The sequence below is a fragment of the Bradyrhizobium sp. CCBAU 53415 genome, from assembly GCF_028128735.1.
Lineage (GTDB): Bacteria > Pseudomonadota > Alphaproteobacteria > Rhizobiales > Xanthobacteraceae > Bradyrhizobium.
Genome location: NZ_LBJF01000026.1, coordinates 800,313 through 818,655, shown reverse-complemented (window position 1 = coordinate 818,655; position 18,343 = coordinate 800,313). Strand labels below are relative to the sequence as shown.

Below are 18,343 nucleotides of genomic sequence, written 5' to 3'. Positions count from 1 at the left end.
CAATCACAACCGTCTCTGGAATACTGGATCGCCCGCCTTCGCGGACGATGACAGTTGTGAATCTTTGAAACAATCACGGCCTGTGGCCATGGATCCCGGATCTGCGCTCCGCTTCGCTGCACTTGTCCGGGACGACGAGCGTTGAGAGCTCGCCAAGCTGACGTTTCAATTCACGCCCCGGCTCAATTCGAGCTGTCGATCAAGCTCTCCAAGAGCCGCTTGAGCTCGCTGGTCGACTTGTCGCCGTAGCTCTCCAGGATGTGCTCCTCCTGGTCCACCGCGAGCGAGTTGAGCTTCTTGCACAGCACCTTGCCGCGGTCGGAGATGAACATCAGCACCTTGCGGCGGTCGTTCGGATCCTGCACGCGATAGACCAGCGTGTCGGAGACCATGCGGTCGATCATCTTGGTCAATGTCGGGTGGTTGAGCAGCACGGCATCCGCAAGCTCGCCCATCGAATGGCCGTTGCCATCCGACAGCACCTTCAGGATGCGCCATTGCTCGACCGGCACGCCCTCCTTGCTCAACCGCAGCTCGAGCTGCCGGTTGATCTCCCGGTTGGCTTGCGCGAGCAGGTAGGCGAGATGTTCGGTGATCGGGGAGTTTTCTTTCGACGGTTTTGCCACGGCTAAGACTTCGTCTTGACCCGAATGAGTGAATGTCTTGCAATCAATGCTGCATCTATATGCACTTCAATTGTTGAACATTCAATATTTTCAAAATAGGATCATTGCCCAACAAAAGGGCGGAAGCCGCGGTCGCCCGAAGAATGTGCTTTCAGGTCTGGTGTCAGACAGGAGTTGGCGTGCGCGCGACGGTAAACTTCCCGGCTCCCGGCGGCCCGGCGTTGCCGCCGTCCATGCTGTTCAGGAATCTGTCGTCATCGGCGGCCGACTTCGACCTGTCCCCGCTCGACGCGCATTTCATGAAGCGCCGCGGCGCGCGCAACAAGCTGCGCATCGGCAATTTCCTCACCTTCACCGGCTCGCCCGGGATCTGGGGGCCGACCTCCACCAACAGCGCGATGCTGGCGGTCGCCGAGATCAACAAGCGCGGCGGCATTCTGGGCCGCGAGCTCGAGCTGTCGATCTACGATTCCGGCGGCCCGATCGACGAAGTGGTGCGCCGCGCCGAGCAGGCGATCGCCTTCGACGAGGTCGATCTCATCATGGGCTCGCATATCAGCGCGGTCCGCGTCGCGCTGCGCAAGGTCACCGGCAACCGCATCCCCTACATCTACACCCCGGTCTATGAAGGCGGCGAGCGCACGCCGGGCGTGATGGCGATCGGCGAGACGCCGCGCTGGCAGAGCCGCCCGGCGATCCACTGGCTCGCCGACGTCAAGAAGGCGGCGCGCTGGTACCTGATCGGCAGCGATTACGTCTGGCCCTGGCAGTCGCATCGCTCGGTCAAGCGCTATATCAAGGAGGCCGGCGGCCAGGTCGTCGGCGAGGAGTTCGTGCCTGTCGGCGAGGACAATCACGAGCCGCATCTGGCGCGCATCCGCGCCGCCAGGCCCGATGTGGTGCTGATCTCGCTGATCGGCACCGACAGCATCACCTTCAACCGCGCCTTTGCGGAGGCGGGCCTTGCGACCTCGACGCTGCGGCTTGGGGGCGCGATGGACGAGACCGTGGTGCTCGGCATCGGCGCCGACAACACCGAGAACCTGTTCTGCGCCTCCGGCTACTTCAACTGCATGGTCTCGCGCGCGAATGACGAGTTCCTCGGTGGCTATCAGGCGATGTTCGGTCCGCACGCGCCGCCGGTCGGCTCGGTCGGCCAGTCGAACTATGAGGGGCTGCGCTTCCTGGAATCCGTGGCCAACCGCGCCGGTTCGCTCGCCTTTCGTCCGCTGCTCGAGGCCGCGCGCAACACGGTCTATACGGCCGGCCGCGGTCCCGTGACTCTTCGCGATGGTCGCGCCGAGATGCCGATGTATCTCGCCGAAGCCGACGGTCTCGACTTCAGGATCATCAAGACGCTCTGAGAGGCACCTGCCGATGCGTCGCAGCCGGTTTGCGAAATAATACTTGAAAAGGAAAATATTTCCGTCTGTAATATCGACGCGAAGCCGGTTGGCCCGCGCCGTGCAGGCGCGAGCGCAAGGCTTCCGTTCAACGCCAGGGATCAAGAAACTTCAGGAGAGCGCCGTGACAGTTGTCCTTCCCACGCCAGCCCAACTTCGCAGCGTCGCCGAGCAGTGCGGTCTCTCGCTGACCGACGATGACGTCGCCTCGTTCCGCGGCCTGATGCAGGGCTCGATCGAGGCCTACAACCTCGTTGCGGCGATGCCGGACGAGGTGCCGGAGGTGAAATATCCGCGCACGCCGGGCCATCGGCCCTCGGCCGAGGAGAACCCGCGCAATGCCTGGTATCGCAAGTCGACCGTGAAGGGCGCCGCCAGCGGCAAGCTGAAGGGAAAGACCGTTGCGCTGAAGGACAACATCATGCTGGCCGGCGTGCCCATGACCAACGGCTCGTCGACGCTGGAAGGCTATGTGCCCGATTTCGACGCCACCATCGTCACGCGCATGCTGGATGCCGGCGCAGAGATCGCCGGCAAGACCCATTGCGAGCACTTCTGCCTGTCCGGCGGCAGCCACACCGGCTCCTACGGGCCGGTGCACAATCCGCACAAGATGGGCTACTCGGCCGGCGGCTCGTCGTCAGGCTCGGGCGTCGTGGTCGCGCTCGGCGAGGTCGACATGGCGATCGGCGGCGACCAGGGCGGCTCGATCCGTATGCCGTCATCGTTCTGCGGCATCTACGGCATGAAGCCGACCTGGGGCCTCGTGCCCTATACCGGGATCATGCCGATCGAGATCTATGTCGACCATACCGGTCCGATGACCGCAACGGTCGCCGACAACGCGCTGCTGCTCGAAGTGATCGCCGGCGACGACGGCTACGATCCGCGCATCAAGTCGCCCAAAGTCGAGGAATACACCAAGGCGCTCGGCCAGGGCGTCAAGGGCATGAAGATCGGCATCCTCAAGGAAGGCTTCGAGCAGCCGGTCGCAGAGGCTGCGGTGAATGAAAGCGTGCGCGAGGCCGCAAAGCGCTTCAAGGATCTCGGCGCCACCGTAGAGACCGTCTCGATTCCGATGCACCTCCTGGGCGGCGCGATCTGGACCCCGATCGGCACCGAAGGCCTGACCCAGACCATGATGTTCGGCGACGGCTACGGCCTCAGCCGCGGCGATCTCTATTCGACCTCGCTGATGGATTTTCATCGCGGCTGGCGCCGGCAGGCCGACTCGCTGTCCGAGACCACGAAATTGTTCATGATGCTCGGCACCTACATCAACAACAATTTCGGTCCACGCTTCTACGGCAAGGCGCTCAACATCTCCCGCCGGCTGACCGCCGCCTACGACAAGGCGTTTGGGGATTACGATCTGCTGCTGATGCCGACCACGCCGATGAAGGCGACGAAGCTGCCGGAGCCCACCGCCAGCCGCGAGGAATACGTCGCCCGCGCGCTCGAGATGATCTCGAACACTGCGCCGTTCGACATCACCCATCATCCCGCGATGTCGCTGCCTTGCGGCATGGTCGACGGCCTGCCGGTCGGACTGATGCTGGTCGGCCGCATGTTCGAGGAAACCACGATCTACCGTGCCGCCCATGCCTTCGAGCAGATCGGCGACTGGAAGAAGATGTGAGCGGAGCACTGATGCAGGTCGACGGAAGACAAGAGCGTTTTCGAGCGAAGTGGATACCGGTTCGCGTCAAGAAAACGCGTCCAAACAAGAATCCAACGCATGGCTAACGCGTTCGTCGCGGCGTTCGAGATCCTGAGCTTCGGCGCGATCATCGTCCTGATCGTGCTGGGGCTCGGGATCATTGCCAGCATGATGGGCATCTTCAACTTCGCGCAGGGCGAGTTCGTCCTGCTCGGTGCCTACATCACCTATCTCGCTCATGCCAAGGGCCTGCCGATCTGGGCCGGCATGGTCGCGGCGCCCTTCGTGGTCGGCGCGCTCGGCTTCGTGCTGGAGGCGCTGATCATCCGCCGCTTCTACGCCGCGCCGATCGTCGCCATGCTCGGCACCTATGCGCTCGGCCTGATCATCCGCGAATCCGTGCGTGGCCTGATCGGCGGCTTCTATCTCACCGTGCCGGAGCCGATCGGCGGCTCGATCGACATCGGCTCCATCCACATCTCGGCCTGGCGCTTCACCATCATCGTCGTCACGCTGCTGGTGATGGCCGGCTGCTACCTGCTGCTCTCGCGCACCAGCTTCGGCCTGCGCATGCGCGCCACGCTGGAGAACCCGTCGCTGGCGCGCGCCTCCGGCATCTCCACGCCCTTGATGTACGGCGCCACCTTCGCGTTCGGCTCCGCGCTCGCCGGCCTCGCCGGCGCGCTGATCGTGCCGGTGTTCAGCCTCTACGCCGATCTCGGGCTGCGCTTCCTGATCCAGGGCTTCGTCGCGGTCATGGTCGGCGGCGTCGGCTCATTCATCGGGCCGGTCGCCGGCGCCGGCGTTATCGGCACGCTCAGCGCCGCGCTGCCCTGGGTGATGGCGCCCGTCGTCGCCGACGTCCTCGTCTTCGTGCTCGCCATCGTCTTCATCAAATTCCGCCCGCAGGGCCTCATCGCTGGAAAAGGGGTTTAGTCATGTTCGATCGCACTCGGCTCTCACGCCGCCGCTTCCTCTCCAATTTCGCCTTTGCGTCCGGCGCGGTCGCAACCGGCGTCGGCAGCTGGGTGATCCCGGCGCCCTGGGCCAATGCGGCCGAAGGCCCGATCAAGGTCGGCATCGCCACCGACCTCACCGGCCCGATCGCCTATGCCGGCAACGCCGACGCCAACGTGGCGAAAATGGTGATCAAGGAAATCAACGCGGCCGGCGGCCTGCTGGGCCGTCCGCTCGAGCTCTACATCGAGGACACCGCCTCCAACGAATCCGTCGCCGTCGGCAACGTGCGAAAGCTGATCCAGCGCGACAAGGTCGACATGGTGCTGGGCGGCATCACCTCGTCGATGCGCAACGCGATCAAGGACCCGATCGTGGCGCGCGGCAAGACGCTCTACATCTATCCGCAGCTCTACGAGGGCAAGGAGTGCACGCCCTACCTGTTCTGCACCGGCCCGACGCCGGCGCAGCAGTGCGACGAGTTCATCCCCTGGCTGATCAAGAACGGCGGCAAGAAGTTCGCGCTGCCGAGCGCCAACTATGTCTGGCCGCACACGCTCAACGTCTATGCGCGCAAGGTGATCGAATCCAATGGCGGCGAGGTCGTGTTCGAGGAATACTATCCGCTCGACCAGGTCGACTTCTCCGCGACCGTCAACCGCATCATCTCGAACAAGGTCGACGTCGTCTTCAACACCGTCATCCCGCCGGGCGTCGGGCCGTTCTTCAAGCAGCTCTATGAAGCCGGCTTCCTCAAGAACGGCGGACGGCTCGCCTGCGTCTATTACGACGAGAACACGCTCAACATCAACCAGGCCGCCGAGATCGAGGGCCTCGCAAGCTGCCTCGACTATTTCAAGGTGCTGACCAAGGAAAACCCGTTCGACGCGAAGATCCAGGCCGCGTACGAGAAGGATTTCCCGGGCAACTTCCTGTTCGCCGCCGGCAGCGCCGCCACCGGCACCTATCGCGGCCTGAAGCTGTGGGAAGCCGCGGTGAAGGAAGCCGGCAAGATAGATCGCGAGTCGGTCGCGGCCGCGCTCGACCATGCCAAGATCGCGGAAGGTCCCGGCGGACCCGCCGAGATGGTGCCGGGCAAGCGGCACTGCAAGATGAAGATGTACACCGCCGTCGCCAAGGGCGGGAACTACGAGATCGTCGCCCGCAGCAACGGCCTCGTCGATCCCAAGGAATGCTGAGGCGGAATGCTGAAGCCGATGAGTGTGGTAAGAGAGGCCATCGTCACCGACATGGGCGACGAAGCGGACGGTGCGATGGCTGAAGGCGCAGCGGCGGAACAGGCCAAGGACCGCGTCAAGGCGGGACGAAAAATCCTGCCGATCGTCGAGGGCGTCGTGCTGGTCGCGGCGTTGCTCGCGCCGCTGGTGCTGCAGGATTACCTCACCGTGTTCGCGACGCGCGTGATCATCCTCGCGCTGTTCGCGCTGTCGTTCGACCTGGTCTGGGGCTATGCCGGCATCATGAGCTTCGGCCAGGCCCTGTTCTTCGGTTCGGCCGGCTATGGCGTGGCGCTGCTCGCGCGCGATCTCGATGTCACCAACATCTTCCTGGTGCTGCCCGCCGGCACGCTGATCGGCCTCGCCTTCGCGCTCCTGCTCGGCGGCTTCCTGCTGCTGGGACGGCACCCCTCCAGCGTGATCTTCGTGTCGCTGGGCACGCTCACGGGTTCCTACGCCGCCGATCGCCTCGCGCGCGGCTGGTACTATCTCGGCGGCCAGAACGGCATCCCTTCCATCGCGCCGATGTCGCTCGGCGGCTACGAGTTCACGGAAGGTCCGGCCTTCTATTATCTCGTGCTCGGCATCCTCGTCGTGGTCTACCTGCTCTGCCGCTTCCTGGTGCGTTCGCAATTCGGCCTCGCGCTCGCGGGCCTGCGCGAGAACGAGCAGCGTATCGCCTTCTTCGGCTACAAGGCACAGCATCTGAAGGCCATCATCTTCACGATCGGCGGCGCCGTCGCCGGGCTCGCCGGCAGCCTCTACGCCTTCCACGAAGGCTTCGTCTGGCCCAACATGGTCGGCGTCGTGGTCTCGACCCAGGTCGTGCTCTACGTGCTGTTCGGCGGCTCCGGCACGCTGATCGGCGCCGTCATCGGAGCGGTCATCGTCGAGGGCGTCAGCTTCTGGCTGTCGGACAATTACCGTGAGGTCTGGCCGATCATTCTGGGCCTGTTGCTGCTGCTCGTGATCCTGTTCCGGCCGCTCGGCCTGATCAGCTTCGTGCTCGGCGAGCGCGAGCGGGTCGGCAGCTTCGGTGCCAGCCCCGACAGGACCGGAAAGGAGAAGCGCAATGCTCCTTGAGGCCGCCGGCATCACGAAGGTCTTCGGCAAGCTCACCGCGCTCGACGGCGCCGCGCTCGCCGTCGGCGCGAACGAGTTTCACGGCCTGATCGGCCCGAACGGCTCCGGCAAGAGCACGCTGATGAAATGCATCGCCGGCGCCGAAGTGCCGACGCAAGGCAAGGTGTCGTTCGTCAACACCGACATCACCGCATTCACGCCGACCGAGCGGGCGCGCGCCGGAATGAGCCTGAAATTCCAGATCACCAGCGTGCTGCCGACGCTGACGCTCTACGACAACATCCTGCTCGCGCTGCAGGCGCAGTGCTCGCTGCTCGACCTCGTGTTCTCGCGCACGCGCGGTCTCCTGCACGACCAGGTCATGACCATGCTGACGCAGTTCCGCCTCGCCGACCGCGCCTTCGATGCCGCGGCGGCGCTGTCGCACGGCCAGCAGCAATGGCTGGAGATCGCGATGGCGCTCGCCGGCAAGCCGAAGCTTCTGCTGCTGGACGAGCCCACCGGCGGCATGAGCCTGGAGGAGCGCCGCGTCACCGGCGAACTGCTGCAGCCGATCAAGCAGCATTGCTCGCTCGTCATTGTCGAGCACGATCTCGATTTCATCCGCGACATCTGCGATCGCCTCACCGTGCTCGACCAGGGCAAGGTGCTGGCGTCGGGCACGGTGTCCGAGATCCAGGCCAACACATCCGTCCAGGAGATCTATCTGCGCCGTGCCTGAATTCCTGGACATCAAGCATCTCGACGCCGGCTATGGCCGCAGCCAGGTCCTGTTCGACGTCAGCCTCGGCATTCCCTGGCGCGGCGGCGTCGCCGTGCTCGGCCGCAATGGCGCCGGCAAGACCACGCTGATGAAGACCATCGTCGGCGAGTTGCCGGCGTGGAAGGGCGAGATCGCCTTCGACGGCCGCGACATCAGCCGCCGCGCCACCCAGGAGCGCGTGCGCGCCGGCATCGGTTACGTGCCGCAGGAGCATTCGGTGTTCGCCCGCCTGTCGGTGCGCGACAATCTCGCGGTCGGCTCGCTCGCAGCCAAGGATGCCTCCGCCGTCGACCGCGTGCTGACCATCTTCCCGAAGCTCGGCCAGCGCCTCGACCAGCCCGCCGGCACGCTCTCCGGCGGCGAGCGCAAGATGCTCGCCATCGGCCGCGCCATGCTGGGCGACCCGAAGCTGCTGCTGCTGGACGAGCCGACCGAGGGCGTCTGGATCGGCGTCATCGAGGAGATCACCGAGCGCCTGATCGTGCTTGCGAAGGAGATCGCCGTCATCATCGTCGAGCAGCACCTCGACCTCGCGCTCCGCGTCGCCGACTACGCCTACGTGCTCGACCGCGGCCGCGTCGCGCTGCAAGGCGAGGCAGGCGAGGTCAAGGGCAATCCGGAGCTGATGCGGTATCTGGCGCCTTAACAGGAGCTGCCGTAGCCCGCATGAGCGCAGCGACATGCGGGTCGCTGGCGACAGTCCCGGATGTCGCTGCGCTCATCCGGGCTACGCGCTGCATGCTCTCTTCCTCGATTCAACTGTCAAACAGCCCACAAGCCATCGCGATCCCGCGGCGCCAAGCGCCCGGGTTTTGCTTCGCTTCTGGCCCCCTTCAAATCGGAAGGGCGCAGGGAAGGCCGGGTACCGGCTGGCACCCACGAGCCCCTGTGCAATGATGCGTTAGTCAACGCTCACAGGGGAGACACAGGTGCAGCCCGATAACCGGCCTTCCCTGCGCGATGGTTTGACGGCTTATGTCGCGCTCTCCCCGGGGAGCGATGCACTCTTGCCCCCGTCGCCTTGCCGATCGCTGATGCGCGCACCCGGTCGGGCCGCCGCATCACCACAAGGCTTGGCGCCAGCCTGCGGGCGCCAGGACCACACGATTTTGCCGTACGCGGCCGGCCTGTCGTACCGCGCTCGCTGATCGCTCACGGGGAAGCCCCGCCCTGCGACCGCACTTGGCGCCATACCGCCCGCGTCCACCGCAACTCACCCCACGAACCGTGACGATCGCGACCCGCCCCTTCCGGCGGGATGAGATGGCACGGGAGTATAGGGTGTGTCGCGGTTCGGGTAAAGAGAAATTTCAAAAATCAGAATTGGGATGTTAAAGTGTCGCATTGTCCGGTGCTTTTGGGGACGCACCATCGCGTGTGTTTATAATTGGCTATGTCGGCTTGTGACCCATTTCGGAAAGTCCGTGAGTGTTGGGCAATTAGCCGTTGGTCGGGGGTCGCGTTGTCGGTATTGTAGCTGAACCTCAATGAGAGGAGCTGTCATGCAGCGGCGCAAATTTCTCGCACTCGCCGGTCTCGCGGCGACTTGGTCGCCACTTGTTTGGGCACAACAGCCAAGGGTTCCTCGAATCGGGTTCTTAACTACTGGTTCGGTCGAGCAGACCCGCACTTCTATGGCCGCCTTTTATAAAGGACTAGGCGAATACGGTTATGTCGATGGAAAGAACGTGATCGTTGAGTTTCGGGCCGCCGATTCAAAGGTCGAACGGCTCCCAACATTGGCAAGTGATCTCGTCGGTCTCAATCCTGCTCTTATAATCGCACAGAATTCGCTTGCCGCGCGCGCGGTGCAGCAATCGACTAAATCGATTCCCATTATTGTACCAGTCATGGGAGACCCAGTCGAAGACGGGCTGGTAGCCAGTCTCGCGCGACCGGGAGGTAACATTACGGGATTAACCTTCATCGGCCCGCAGCTCGTTCCCAAGCGGCTCGCGCAACTGAAGGAAGCTCTGCCTATGGCTTCTCAGGTAGCAGCGCTTTGGCACCCCGCTGCGTACAGCAAAGTTACAACGCAAAACATGATCAACGAGGCGGAGTCAGCAGCAAAACGCTTGAACCTGCGATTGCAACTTGTTGCTGTCCAAAGTCCCGACGAGCTGAACCAGGCGTTTTCCACGATTGCAGGAGAGCATGCAGTTTTCTTATTTCCTAGCCCGATGTTCTTTGTTGCACGCGGGCGCATCGTTGAGCTCGCCGCAGAGCTTCGGTTGCCACTATTTGCAATCGGAAAGGAATTTGTTCAACTTGGCGCGCTCGTGTCCTATGGCGCGGATATTATTGACTTGAACCGGCTATGTGCTGGTTACGTCGACAAAATCCTCAAAGGCGCTAAGCCGGCCGATCTGCCGGTCGAGCAACCAACGAACTATGAACTATTCATCAATCTCAAGACCGCAAAGACGCTTGGAATCGATATACCCCCTGCATTGCTGGCTCGCGCGGACGAGGTAATCGAATGATGTCGCCTTTTGGCCCATAGCGGGCCTCATCCGACTACGTCTTTACGGTAGCAGAAGCCCGTCGGACGCTCCTCCGGGCGGCCACGCTTGGTGCTCAAGTCAAGTCCAGGAGCAACCTCAATGAGAGCTTGTTATGCCGGAAGTCGCGACCGATAGGGCGCGGTCAGAAGCAGCAGGAAAAGCGCTCTTTCGGCCTGGTACCTGGCGGCAGATCGACTCGATTCCCGCCCCTGCGCCACGACCGCTCCATGGCTATTGCAGATGCTCCAGGCCCATCTTTTTCGCCTGCGCGGCACCAAATTCACTTCGAATGTTGGAAACTCCGGATCGACCATTGTCACCGCTTCTCGCCCTGCATCCAGCCGGACAAGCTGAACCCGGGGGTCCGACCCCTGTCTTCACCCATTCGGGTGAAAGAGTGTTTGCCAAAAAGTCGAATCCAGGCCGTCGGGCCGAGAGCGATGAGGGATGTGGCTGCAGATGGATAAACGGTCTAACCGCCGCGCAATGCCTTGCCAGCGAGCAAGCTGACGAGCTCCTGCTGACGGGAAAGGCCGGTCTTCGAAAGCACGGCTTTGAGCTGCGTGCGCACCGTCTCTCGCGTCACGCCGATTTTGGCTGCGAGCGCATCGATCGATCCGGCCTGTGCAACGCCACGTGCGACCTGGGCCTCTGCCGGCGTCAGGTCGAACAGCCCTTGCAGGACTTCCGCACTCGGGACCGCGCCGCGATCAACAGGCGTTACGATGAGCATGAAGGTGGCCAGCGTGAAGATATCGCGTGCCGATCCGCGCACCGGCACGACATGCAGGACCATCGGTACGCGATCCATCGCCGCTGCGATGGCGATGGACTTGACGGCCGGGCTGTTGCCGACGAACGAGGTCCCCAACGCCGCCAAGAACAATTGATCCGCTGTGCCATCGGCCAGGGTCAACCGCTCTGCGCGATCTTGGAATAGCATCGGCATCAGCGCTTCGAACAGGCCGTTCGCCGCGAGCAACCTGCCTCGTTCGCGCAAGATCGCTCCGGGCAGCCCAATGGCCTGCAATGCTTCGGCTTGCGCGCGCGCACGCTCGAAGCCAAGGCGGTTCGCAGTCAGCGACGCCCGAGCCAGATGAGGCCTCAGGCCATCGAGAAACGAGACGACCTCGCGCGGCACCGGTCCGTTGTCCTGGTGTCGCGGCATGACGATCGCAATCGAATCGCCGCTCGGAATTGGAATGATGGTCCCGGCCCTGTAGCCGATTCCGTGCCTGCGGTAGAAATTGCGGTACACGTCATTGGTCGCGATCTCCTCCTCCGAGACAAGGTCTCCATCATTGAGGAAGCCGGCGTGGTTGAGAGCGGCGGCACGCGGCAGCAGCGGATCGCGCTCACTCCATCCCTCTTGCAGGAAACGGGACATTGTCTGGTCGTGATTGACGGAATTGATCCCGCTGACATAGCCGTCGCGTACCGCGAAAAGCAGTCCGCCGTTGCCGCCGACAGCGTTACCGATTTCATCGAGCACCTCGGGCCACAACGACGGGATGAGCCCGGCCTCGTAGATGCGGTCAATCAGATGATCGAGATGCCCAAATCCACTCATGTGCAGCGCGAAAGAGCCAACAGCATAATTATAGTTGGGTAACCGGGCGCCGCAATCCGGCAGATCCCTGCCTTTCCCAAGTCGCGATGTGCTGCGTCCTGCTCTGCGAGATCAAGCCTCCCGGCAAGCTGGCGGATCGCACGCGGCCATTGCCGCGATGGGCCCATCCGCAGGGAAGGGCAATCAGCACGCTGAGTTTGGTTTACTCCGGACGGCGCGGCATCGCCGCGCTTACTTCATCGCCCCGAAGCGGCTGTCGAACGAGTTCGACGAGATCACCGGCGCGGCGCCCATGATCTGGGTCGCTTCACCTGCGCCATCGCTCACCGACGGCTTCAGCGCCGGGCGCGTCTGGGCGAGGCGGGTGTCGGGTTTGGCCGGCTCGGCGGGCCTGGCCGCAACAGCCGGCTTCGGCGCCTCCTTCGCGGCATCCTTTGTCGCATCTCTGGACTTGTCGTGCCCCGGCACGAACCGCGTCACGGCGGCCTTGAGCCGCGACGCTGCGGTCGGGGGCGTCGGGGTCGTGTGGGCCGGCGCCACGGACGCAGTCGCCTGCGGCGGCGGGGTGGTCGCCGTGGTGTCGGCGGTGCCGAGGCCCATCTTGCGGCCGAGATTGGAGAAGAAGCCGCCGGATTTTTCGCCAGATTTGTCCTGGGATCTCTCGGCCGGCTGGGCCGAGGCGACGCGGGTGCTGGTCGCGGGCACGGCGACCACCGGTTCTTCCTGCGGCGCCGGCGCGGCTGCCACCGCGTCGAGATTCGGCTTGGGCGGATTGACGTGGCCGGGGATCGTGCCGGGCGCCTTGGCCATCGCCAGCATCTGCAGCGTGGTGCCTTCGGCGCTTTCGGACAGGCCGGTCGAGCCTTCCGGAATCTTCGCGGCGAACACCTTGTTCATGCCGCCGTCGATGCCGGTGTTCATGCGCGCCACCGGCGTGCCCTTGGCGACGAGCCTGGCGTATTCGGCCTGGTCGCGCGTTTCCTTCTCGCGGACGGCGCTGGCGATCTCCTCGGGGATCACATAGGCCGGACACTTGGCGGAGGCGTCGAACACCGGGTCGCGCTTGGCATCGGCCGGCTTCGCCGCGTCGAAGACGTACTTCTTCTCGCAGAAATCGACCTTCGGCTCCTGACGCGTCACTTCGAAATGATCATTGCCTTCCTTGATCATCTTCCAGAACGGCATGTTCGGATTGTTGCGGTGCTTGGCCATGTTCACCGGCGTCATCCTGAACGGATAGGCCTGCAGTTGGAACGCCTTCTGGCCGCCGAAGAAGGATTCGCGCCCGAGCGAATAGATCTCCGCGATCTGCTCGTCCGTCATCGCGTAGCAGCCGCGCGAGGAGCAGTCGCCGTGCACCATCAGCTGCGAGCCGGTGCGGCCCAGCGCCTTGTCGAACGCGTTCGGATAGCCGGTGTTGAAGGAGAGGTAGTAGGCCGATTGCGGATTCATCTGGCCCGGGTTGATCGAGTAGAATCCCTCCGGCGCCTGACGGTCGCCTTCGCGCACCTTCGGGCCGAGATCGCCCGACCAGCGGCAGATCGGGTAGGTCTTGAGCAGCGCGAACTGGCCCGAGCGGGTCTGCTTCCAGACCTCGAGCTCGGCCTCCTGCTTGAACAGGCGGACCAGGATCGGGGATTGCAGGTCCATGTTCTTCTCGGCCATCGCGGCGATCAGCTTCGGCGGCACCGGCTGATTGGCCTTGGCATTGCTCGCGAGCGAGACCTGGTCGGTGTCGCAGCCGGCGAGCAGAACGCTGGCCGTCATCAGCGCAACCGAAGCCAAGAGCGCGCGAGCAAGCGAACGAGAAATCAAGATGGACCCCACACCGTGCCGGGCTATGAAGCGCGAACCCCAATTCTTCCGGAGCATGATCCGACCGGCGAACCGGACCCGATGGACGGGCTTTTTCAGCTCACGCCCCAGCGCTTGTGCCCTGAAGCCATTGATTAAAATTCTAACCTCTGGGTCATGCGGTCGCAACCCGAGCGGGGATCACGAGGGCGTTGGCCCAGAGGTGTGGTCAACAGAGACTTAAACAGGCCGTAACCCGGAACTGGGCCGTAACTTGGGCCTTGTGGCCGAACCGCCACTGAGATCGCCGATTTGGGCAAAAAAAGGGTTAACGCGGGGTTACCGGGGGTGGTCTCGTGCCCCGGAGGCGGCGCAGCGCGTCAGCGATGCGACGCAGAGCCGGGGCCCAGGCTGGGAGATCCCGGCTCTGCGCAGCAGCGTTTCACGCTGCAGCGCGTCCGGGACACGGAAACCGCCCGAATCAGCCCAGTTTCCGGCCGATATCGAGGAATTTCTGCCGCCGCTGCTTGCGGATGGCATCCCCATCGAGGCCCTGGAGCTCGTCGAAGGCCTTGGCGATGGCCTCGCCCGTGGTGGCGATCATGGCGGCGGGGTCGCGGTGGGCGCCGCCGACCGGCTCCTTCAGGATCTGATCGATCACCCCGAAGCGGAGCATGTCCTGGGCGGTGATCTTCATGTTGTTGGCGGCTTCCTGCGCCTTGGTGCCGTCGCGCCAGAGGATGGAGGAGGCCGCCTCCGGCGAGATCACGCTGTAGATCGCGTGCTCCAGCATCAACACCTTGTTGGCGGTGGTGATGGCGATGGCGCCGCCCGACATGCCCTCGCCGGTGACGATGGCGACGTTCGGCACGGTCAGCGCCAGGCACGCGTCGGTCGAGCGCGCGATCGCCTCGGCCTGTCCGCGCTCCTCGGCGCCGATGCCGGGATAGGCGCCCGCGGAATCGGCGAGCGACAGCACCGGCAGGCCGAACCGCTCCGCCATCTCCATCAGCCGCACGCATTTGCGATAGCCTTCGGGCCGCGCCATGCCGAAATTGTGCCGGATCCGGCTCTCGGTGGAATCGCCCTTCTCCTGGCCCATCACGCAGATTGGCTCGCCGCGGAAGCGGCCGAAGCCGGCGACCAGCGCCTCGTCCTCGCCGAACTTGCGGTCGCCGGCGAGCGGGGTGAACTCGGTGATCAGGCCCTTGATGAAGTCGTTGAAATGCGGCCGCTGCGGATGCCGCGCCACCAGCGTCTTCTGCCACGGCGTCAGGTTCTGATAGAGGTCGGCCAGCGCCTGCGCCGCCTTGTCCTCGATCCGCCCGATCTCATCGCTGATGTCGGTGCCGGAGGCAGCGAGCGCCCGCAATTCGTCGACCTTGGAGTCGAGCTCGGCGACGGGCTTTTCGAAGTCGAGATAGCTGCGCATCTGGTCTTGCATCAACTCAATATAGGAGGACGGGGCCTCGGAGCGAAGCGAGGTTAGGGCCGCGGAAAGAAGTGTAGCGTCTTCAATGATTTGGCTTGTGCGCTGGTGTGGCGCCAGCCAAATCAGTCGTGAGGCCCCGGCTCTTTCCGCGGAGATGCGGCCGAAGTCAAGGCGGTTTCATGGGTTGCTGTCGGCCCTGCTTTTGCAATGCGTTCGCAGGGACGACAGTCTTCTACTTCTCCGCCAGCGGGTGCAGGTCGCGCACCAGGCTCTTCAGCCGCTCCTCGACCACATGGGTGTAGATCTGCGTGGTCGAGATGTCGGTGTGGCCGAGCAGGGTCTGCACGATGCGCAGATCGGCACCATTGTGCAGCAGGTGGCTGGCAAAGGCGTGGCGCAGCACGTGCGGGGAGACCAGCCGGGCCTGGAGGCCGGAGGCAATTGCGAGCTCTTTCAAGTCGCGGGCGAAATGCTGCCGCGTCAGATGTCCGCTCTCGCCGAAGGACGGAAACAGCCATTTCGAGGCGGCGAGGCTGTCTTTCTTCTTCTCGGTCTTCGCGGCCTCCGTCGCGGCGAGGTAGTCCGCCATCGCCTGGCGCGAGGCATCGTTGAGCGGCACCAGCCGTTCCTTGTTGCCCTTGCCGCGCACCACGATCATGCGGGCGTCGCGCTTGGCCGCCGAGCGCGGCAGCGCCACCAGCTCGGAGACGCGCAGGCCGGTGGCGTAGAGCACCTCGAGCAGGCAATAGAGCCGCAAGCTCCGCAGCCGTTTCGACGGCAAGGCATCCGCCGCCTCGCTCAATTCCCTGGCGCGGCGGAGCATGCGGTCGACGTCGGCGATCGACAGCACCTTCGGCAGGCCGCGGCCGCGCTTGGGGCCGGACAGGATCGCGGCGGGATCGTCGGTCCGGATCCGCTCATTGAGGAGGAAGCGGTAGAGGTGTCGCATCGCCGACAACCGCCGCGCGACGCTGGTGGATTTGAAGCCGCGGCTGTCGAGATCGGCGAGATAGTCGCGCAGGACTTGCGTCGGCGCATCCGCAAGACTGTGGCCGGCGCGGCCCAGGAACTCCGAGACATCGGTGAGGTCGCGGCGATAGGCGTCGAGCGTATTGGGCCCGGCGCCCTGTTCCGCCGCGAGCATGTCGAGGAACAGGCCGGTGAGCCTGGCGTCTGAGGGCTGGGTAGGCATGCCCAGGAGGCTAGCTCCTATTTCTTGAGAAATTTATCCGGCGGGATCGTCACGGTCATTTCCCGCGGCTTTGGATCGACGAAATTCGCCAGCGCGAAAACCACGCCATAGACGATGCCGGCGATCACGGCGACGACCGTCAGGAAGCGGAACAGGCTGGGCATCGTTCTGGCGTCTCGTCTCGGGGCGGGTTCTGGGCCAAATTAGTCAATGAAATCATCCAACATGTTCGCCGTTTCGTGGCAAGAGTCCTCTGGCGAGGGCCCCCATGGGATCGTATAGGTGGCCAGGCAGCCGCCTCCGGCGGCAGATCGAGCGAGATCCAATCGAGCGAAACAATGTCCGACGCCGCATTGCCGCTTCCTGCTTCGCCTGAGGCCGACATCCTGTCGGCGCTCGGTGCGCGCTCGATCGTGCTCGTCGGCATGATGGGGGTGGGCAAATCCACCGTCGGGCGGCGCATGGCGGCCCGCCTCAAGCTGCCCTTCGTCGATGCCGATACCGAGATCGAGGCGGCGGCGGGCATGACCATACCGGAAATCTTCGAGCGCCATGGCGAGCCGCATTTCCGGGATGGCGAGGCCCGTGTGATCGCCCGCCTGCTCGATGGTGGTCCCGTGGTGCTGGCGACTGGCGGCGGCGCCTTCATGCGCGAGGAGACGCGCGCGCGCATCGCGGCGAAGGCAGTCTCGATCTGGCTGAGAGCGGACCACGACGTCATCATGCGCCGCGTGCGCCGCCGCGCCGACCGTCCGTTGCTCCAGACCGCCGATCCGGAAGGGACGGTGACGCGCCTCCTTACCGAGCGCGAGCCGGTCTATGCCAATGCCGACCTCACGATCGCCTCGCGCGACGTGCCGCACGACAGAATCGTCGAGGAATGCATCGAGGCGCTGCACGCCCATCTCTGCGGCGGACAGGCCGCCCAACCACCTGCCGACGTTGCGAGTGCCCTGCGATGACTGCGCCGTTGAAACATTCCGAACCCGTCAAGGTCGACGTCGAGCTGGAGAATCGCGCCTATGACATCGTCATCGGCCGCGGCGTGCTGTCCTCGCTCGGCGAACGGGTCGCCGCGTTGCGGCCGGGCGTGCGCGCGGCTGTCGTCACCGACCGGACCGTCGCGAAACATTGGCTCGAGCCCGCGGAGGCCTCGCTCGCAGCAAGCGGCATTCCGACCTCGCGCATCGTCGTCGAGGAAGGCGAGATCTCGAAAACCTATGCCGGCCTCGAAAAGGTCAGCGAAGCCCTGATCGCCGCCAGGATCGAGCGCAACGATCTCGTCATCGCGCTCGGCGGCGGCGTGGTCGGCGATCTCGCCGGCTTTGCCGCGGCGATCCTGCGCCGCGGCGTCGACTTCGTGCAGGTGCCGACCTCGCTTCTGGCGCAGGTCGATTCCTCCGTCGGCGGCAAGACCGGCATCAACTCGCCGCAGGGCAAGAATCTGCTCGGCGCCTTCCACCAGCCGGTGCTTGTCATCGCCGACACCGCCGTGCTCGACACGCTGTCGCCGCGCCAGTTCCGCGCCGGCTATGCCGAGGTCGCCAAATACGGCGTGCTCGGCGACGAGGCCTTCTTCAGCTGGCTGGAGAAGAACCATTCCGACATCTTCAAGGGCGGCTCGGCCCGCGAGCACGCGATCGCGACCTCCTGCCGCGCCAAGGCCGGAATCGTCTCGCGCGACGAGCGCGAGACCGGCGAGCGCGCGCTGCTCAATCTCGGCCATACCTTCGGCCATGCGCTGGAAGCGGCGACCGGCTTCTCCGATCGCCTGTTCCACGGCGAGGGCGTCGCCATCGGCATGACGCTGGCGGCGCAGTTCTCGGCCGAGCTCGGCATGATCGGCGCGGCCGATGCGCTGCGCGTCGAGCGTCACCTGATCGATGCGGGTCTGCCCACGCGCCTGCAGGACATCGCGGGCTTTGCCCAGGAAGGGCTTGCGGATGCCGATGCGCTGATGGCGCTGATGGCCCAGGACAAGAAGGTCAAGCGCGGCAAGCTCACCTTCATCCTGCTGGAGGCCGTGGGACGCGCCGTGATCGCGAAGGACGTCGAGCCGGCGCCGGTGCGCGACTTCCTGCAGTCGAAACTGTCGCAGTGATGGCGGGACCGTTCGGATCG

General features: G+C 64.5%; 16 protein-coding genes. 10 read left to right on the top strand and 6 right to left on the bottom strand.

Features of this window, described 5'->3' with window-relative positions:
- Positions 1 to 182: 182 nt before the first annotated feature.
- Entirely contained in the window at positions 183 to 626 is a 444-nt protein-coding gene (locus XH87_RS28000; protein ID WP_025576502.1) for a MarR family winged helix-turn-helix transcriptional regulator, read from the bottom strand.
- Between the two features lie 179 nt (positions 627 to 805).
- On the opposite strand from XH87_RS28000, the gene XH87_RS27995 reads away from it, so the two are divergent.
- The 8 genes from XH87_RS27995 to XH87_RS27960 all read left to right on the top strand — a co-directional run bounded on the left by XH87_RS27995 (position 806) and on the right by XH87_RS27960 (position 10,213).
- The gene (locus tag XH87_RS27995) at positions 806 to 1,990 is read left to right on the top strand and encodes a substrate-binding domain-containing protein (RefSeq protein ID WP_271589701.1); all 1,185 of its coding nucleotides are present in this window, start codon (positions 806 to 808) and stop codon (positions 1,988 to 1,990) included.
- 163 nt (positions 1,991 to 2,153) lie between these two features.
- Entirely contained in the window at positions 2,154 to 3,668 is a 1,515-nt protein-coding gene (locus XH87_RS27990; RefSeq protein WP_035710129.1) for an amidase, read from the top strand.
- A 99-nt stretch (positions 3,669 to 3,767) separates the two neighbouring features.
- A complete protein-coding gene (locus tag XH87_RS27985; protein ID WP_271589700.1) occupies positions 3,768 to 4,625 on the top strand; it encodes a branched-chain amino acid ABC transporter permease in 858 nt (285 codons plus the stop codon).
- A 2-nt stretch (positions 4,626 to 4,627) separates the two neighbouring features.
- Positions 4,628 to 5,845: a substrate-binding protein gene (locus XH87_RS27980; RefSeq protein WP_035710079.1), complete on the top strand. Its 1,218-nt coding sequence runs from the start codon at positions 4,628 to 4,630 to the stop codon at positions 5,843 to 5,845.
- Positions 5,846 to 5,851: 6 nt separating this feature from the next.
- Positions 5,852 to 6,967 carry a branched-chain amino acid ABC transporter permease gene (locus XH87_RS27975; RefSeq protein ID WP_271589699.1) on the top strand — a complete coding sequence of 372 codons (1,116 nt, stop codon included), beginning with the start codon at positions 5,852 to 5,854 and terminating at the stop codon, positions 6,965 to 6,967.
- Positions 6,957 to 7,688, top strand: a complete 732-nt coding sequence (locus tag XH87_RS27970; RefSeq protein WP_271589698.1) for an ABC transporter ATP-binding protein — start codon at positions 6,957 to 6,959, stop codon at positions 7,686 to 7,688. The genes XH87_RS27975 and XH87_RS27970 overlap by 11 nt, the downstream gene beginning before the upstream one ends.
- A complete protein-coding gene (locus XH87_RS27965; RefSeq protein ID WP_271589697.1) occupies positions 7,681 to 8,376 on the top strand; it encodes an ABC transporter ATP-binding protein in 696 nt (231 codons plus the stop codon). Before XH87_RS27970 ends, XH87_RS27965 begins: the two co-directional genes overlap by 8 nt.
- Before the next feature lie 856 nt (positions 8,377 to 9,232).
- Complete coding sequence (locus XH87_RS27960; RefSeq protein ID WP_271589696.1) at positions 9,233 to 10,213, top strand: ABC transporter substrate-binding protein; 981 nt, start codon at positions 9,233 to 9,235, stop codon at positions 10,211 to 10,213.
- Between the two features lie 493 nt (positions 10,214 to 10,706).
- On the opposite strand, the gene XH87_RS27955 is transcribed toward XH87_RS27960, so the two are convergent.
- The 5 genes from XH87_RS27955 to XH87_RS27935 all read right to left on the bottom strand — a co-directional run bounded on the left by XH87_RS27955 (position 10,707) and on the right by XH87_RS27935 (position 16,386).
- Positions 10,707 to 11,804: a helix-turn-helix transcriptional regulator gene (locus XH87_RS27955; RefSeq protein ID WP_035710068.1), complete on the bottom strand. Its 1,098-nt coding sequence runs from the start codon at positions 11,802 to 11,804 to the stop codon at positions 10,707 to 10,709.
- Between the two features lie 231 nt (positions 11,805 to 12,035).
- Positions 12,036 to 13,571, bottom strand: a complete 1,536-nt coding sequence (locus tag XH87_RS27950) for a L,D-transpeptidase family protein (RefSeq protein WP_271589695.1) — start codon at positions 13,569 to 13,571, stop codon at positions 12,036 to 12,038.
- A 508-nt stretch (positions 13,572 to 14,079) separates the two neighbouring features.
- Positions 14,080 to 15,042 (bottom strand): acetyl-CoA carboxylase carboxyltransferase subunit alpha, encoded by a 963-nt coding sequence (locus tag XH87_RS27945; protein ID WP_271589694.1) that lies wholly within the window; start codon positions 15,040 to 15,042, stop codon positions 14,080 to 14,082.
- Between the two features lie 220 nt (positions 15,043 to 15,262).
- Positions 15,263 to 16,222 carry a site-specific tyrosine recombinase XerD gene (xerD, locus tag XH87_RS27940; protein WP_271589693.1) on the bottom strand — a complete coding sequence of 320 codons (960 nt, stop codon included), beginning with the start codon at positions 16,220 to 16,222 and terminating at the stop codon, positions 15,263 to 15,265.
- Positions 16,223 to 16,239: 17 nt separating this feature from the next.
- A complete protein-coding gene (locus tag XH87_RS27935) occupies positions 16,240 to 16,386 on the bottom strand; it encodes a histidine kinase (RefSeq protein ID WP_158668969.1) in 147 nt (48 codons plus the stop codon).
- A gap of 174 nt (positions 16,387 to 16,560) precedes the next feature.
- Between XH87_RS27935 and XH87_RS27930 the strand changes: the two genes are divergently transcribed.
- Together XH87_RS27930 and aroB are read left to right on the top strand one after the other, a co-directional pair.
- A complete protein-coding gene (locus XH87_RS27930) occupies positions 16,561 to 17,184 on the top strand; it encodes a shikimate kinase (RefSeq protein WP_271589692.1) in 624 nt (207 codons plus the stop codon).
- The gene (gene aroB / locus XH87_RS27925; protein WP_271589691.1) at positions 17,181 to 18,323 is read left to right on the top strand and encodes a 3-dehydroquinate synthase; all 1,143 of its coding nucleotides are present in this window, start codon (positions 17,181 to 17,183) and stop codon (positions 18,321 to 18,323) included. The genes XH87_RS27930 and aroB overlap by 4 nt, the downstream gene beginning before the upstream one ends.
- Positions 18,324 to 18,343: the final 20 nt, after the last annotated feature.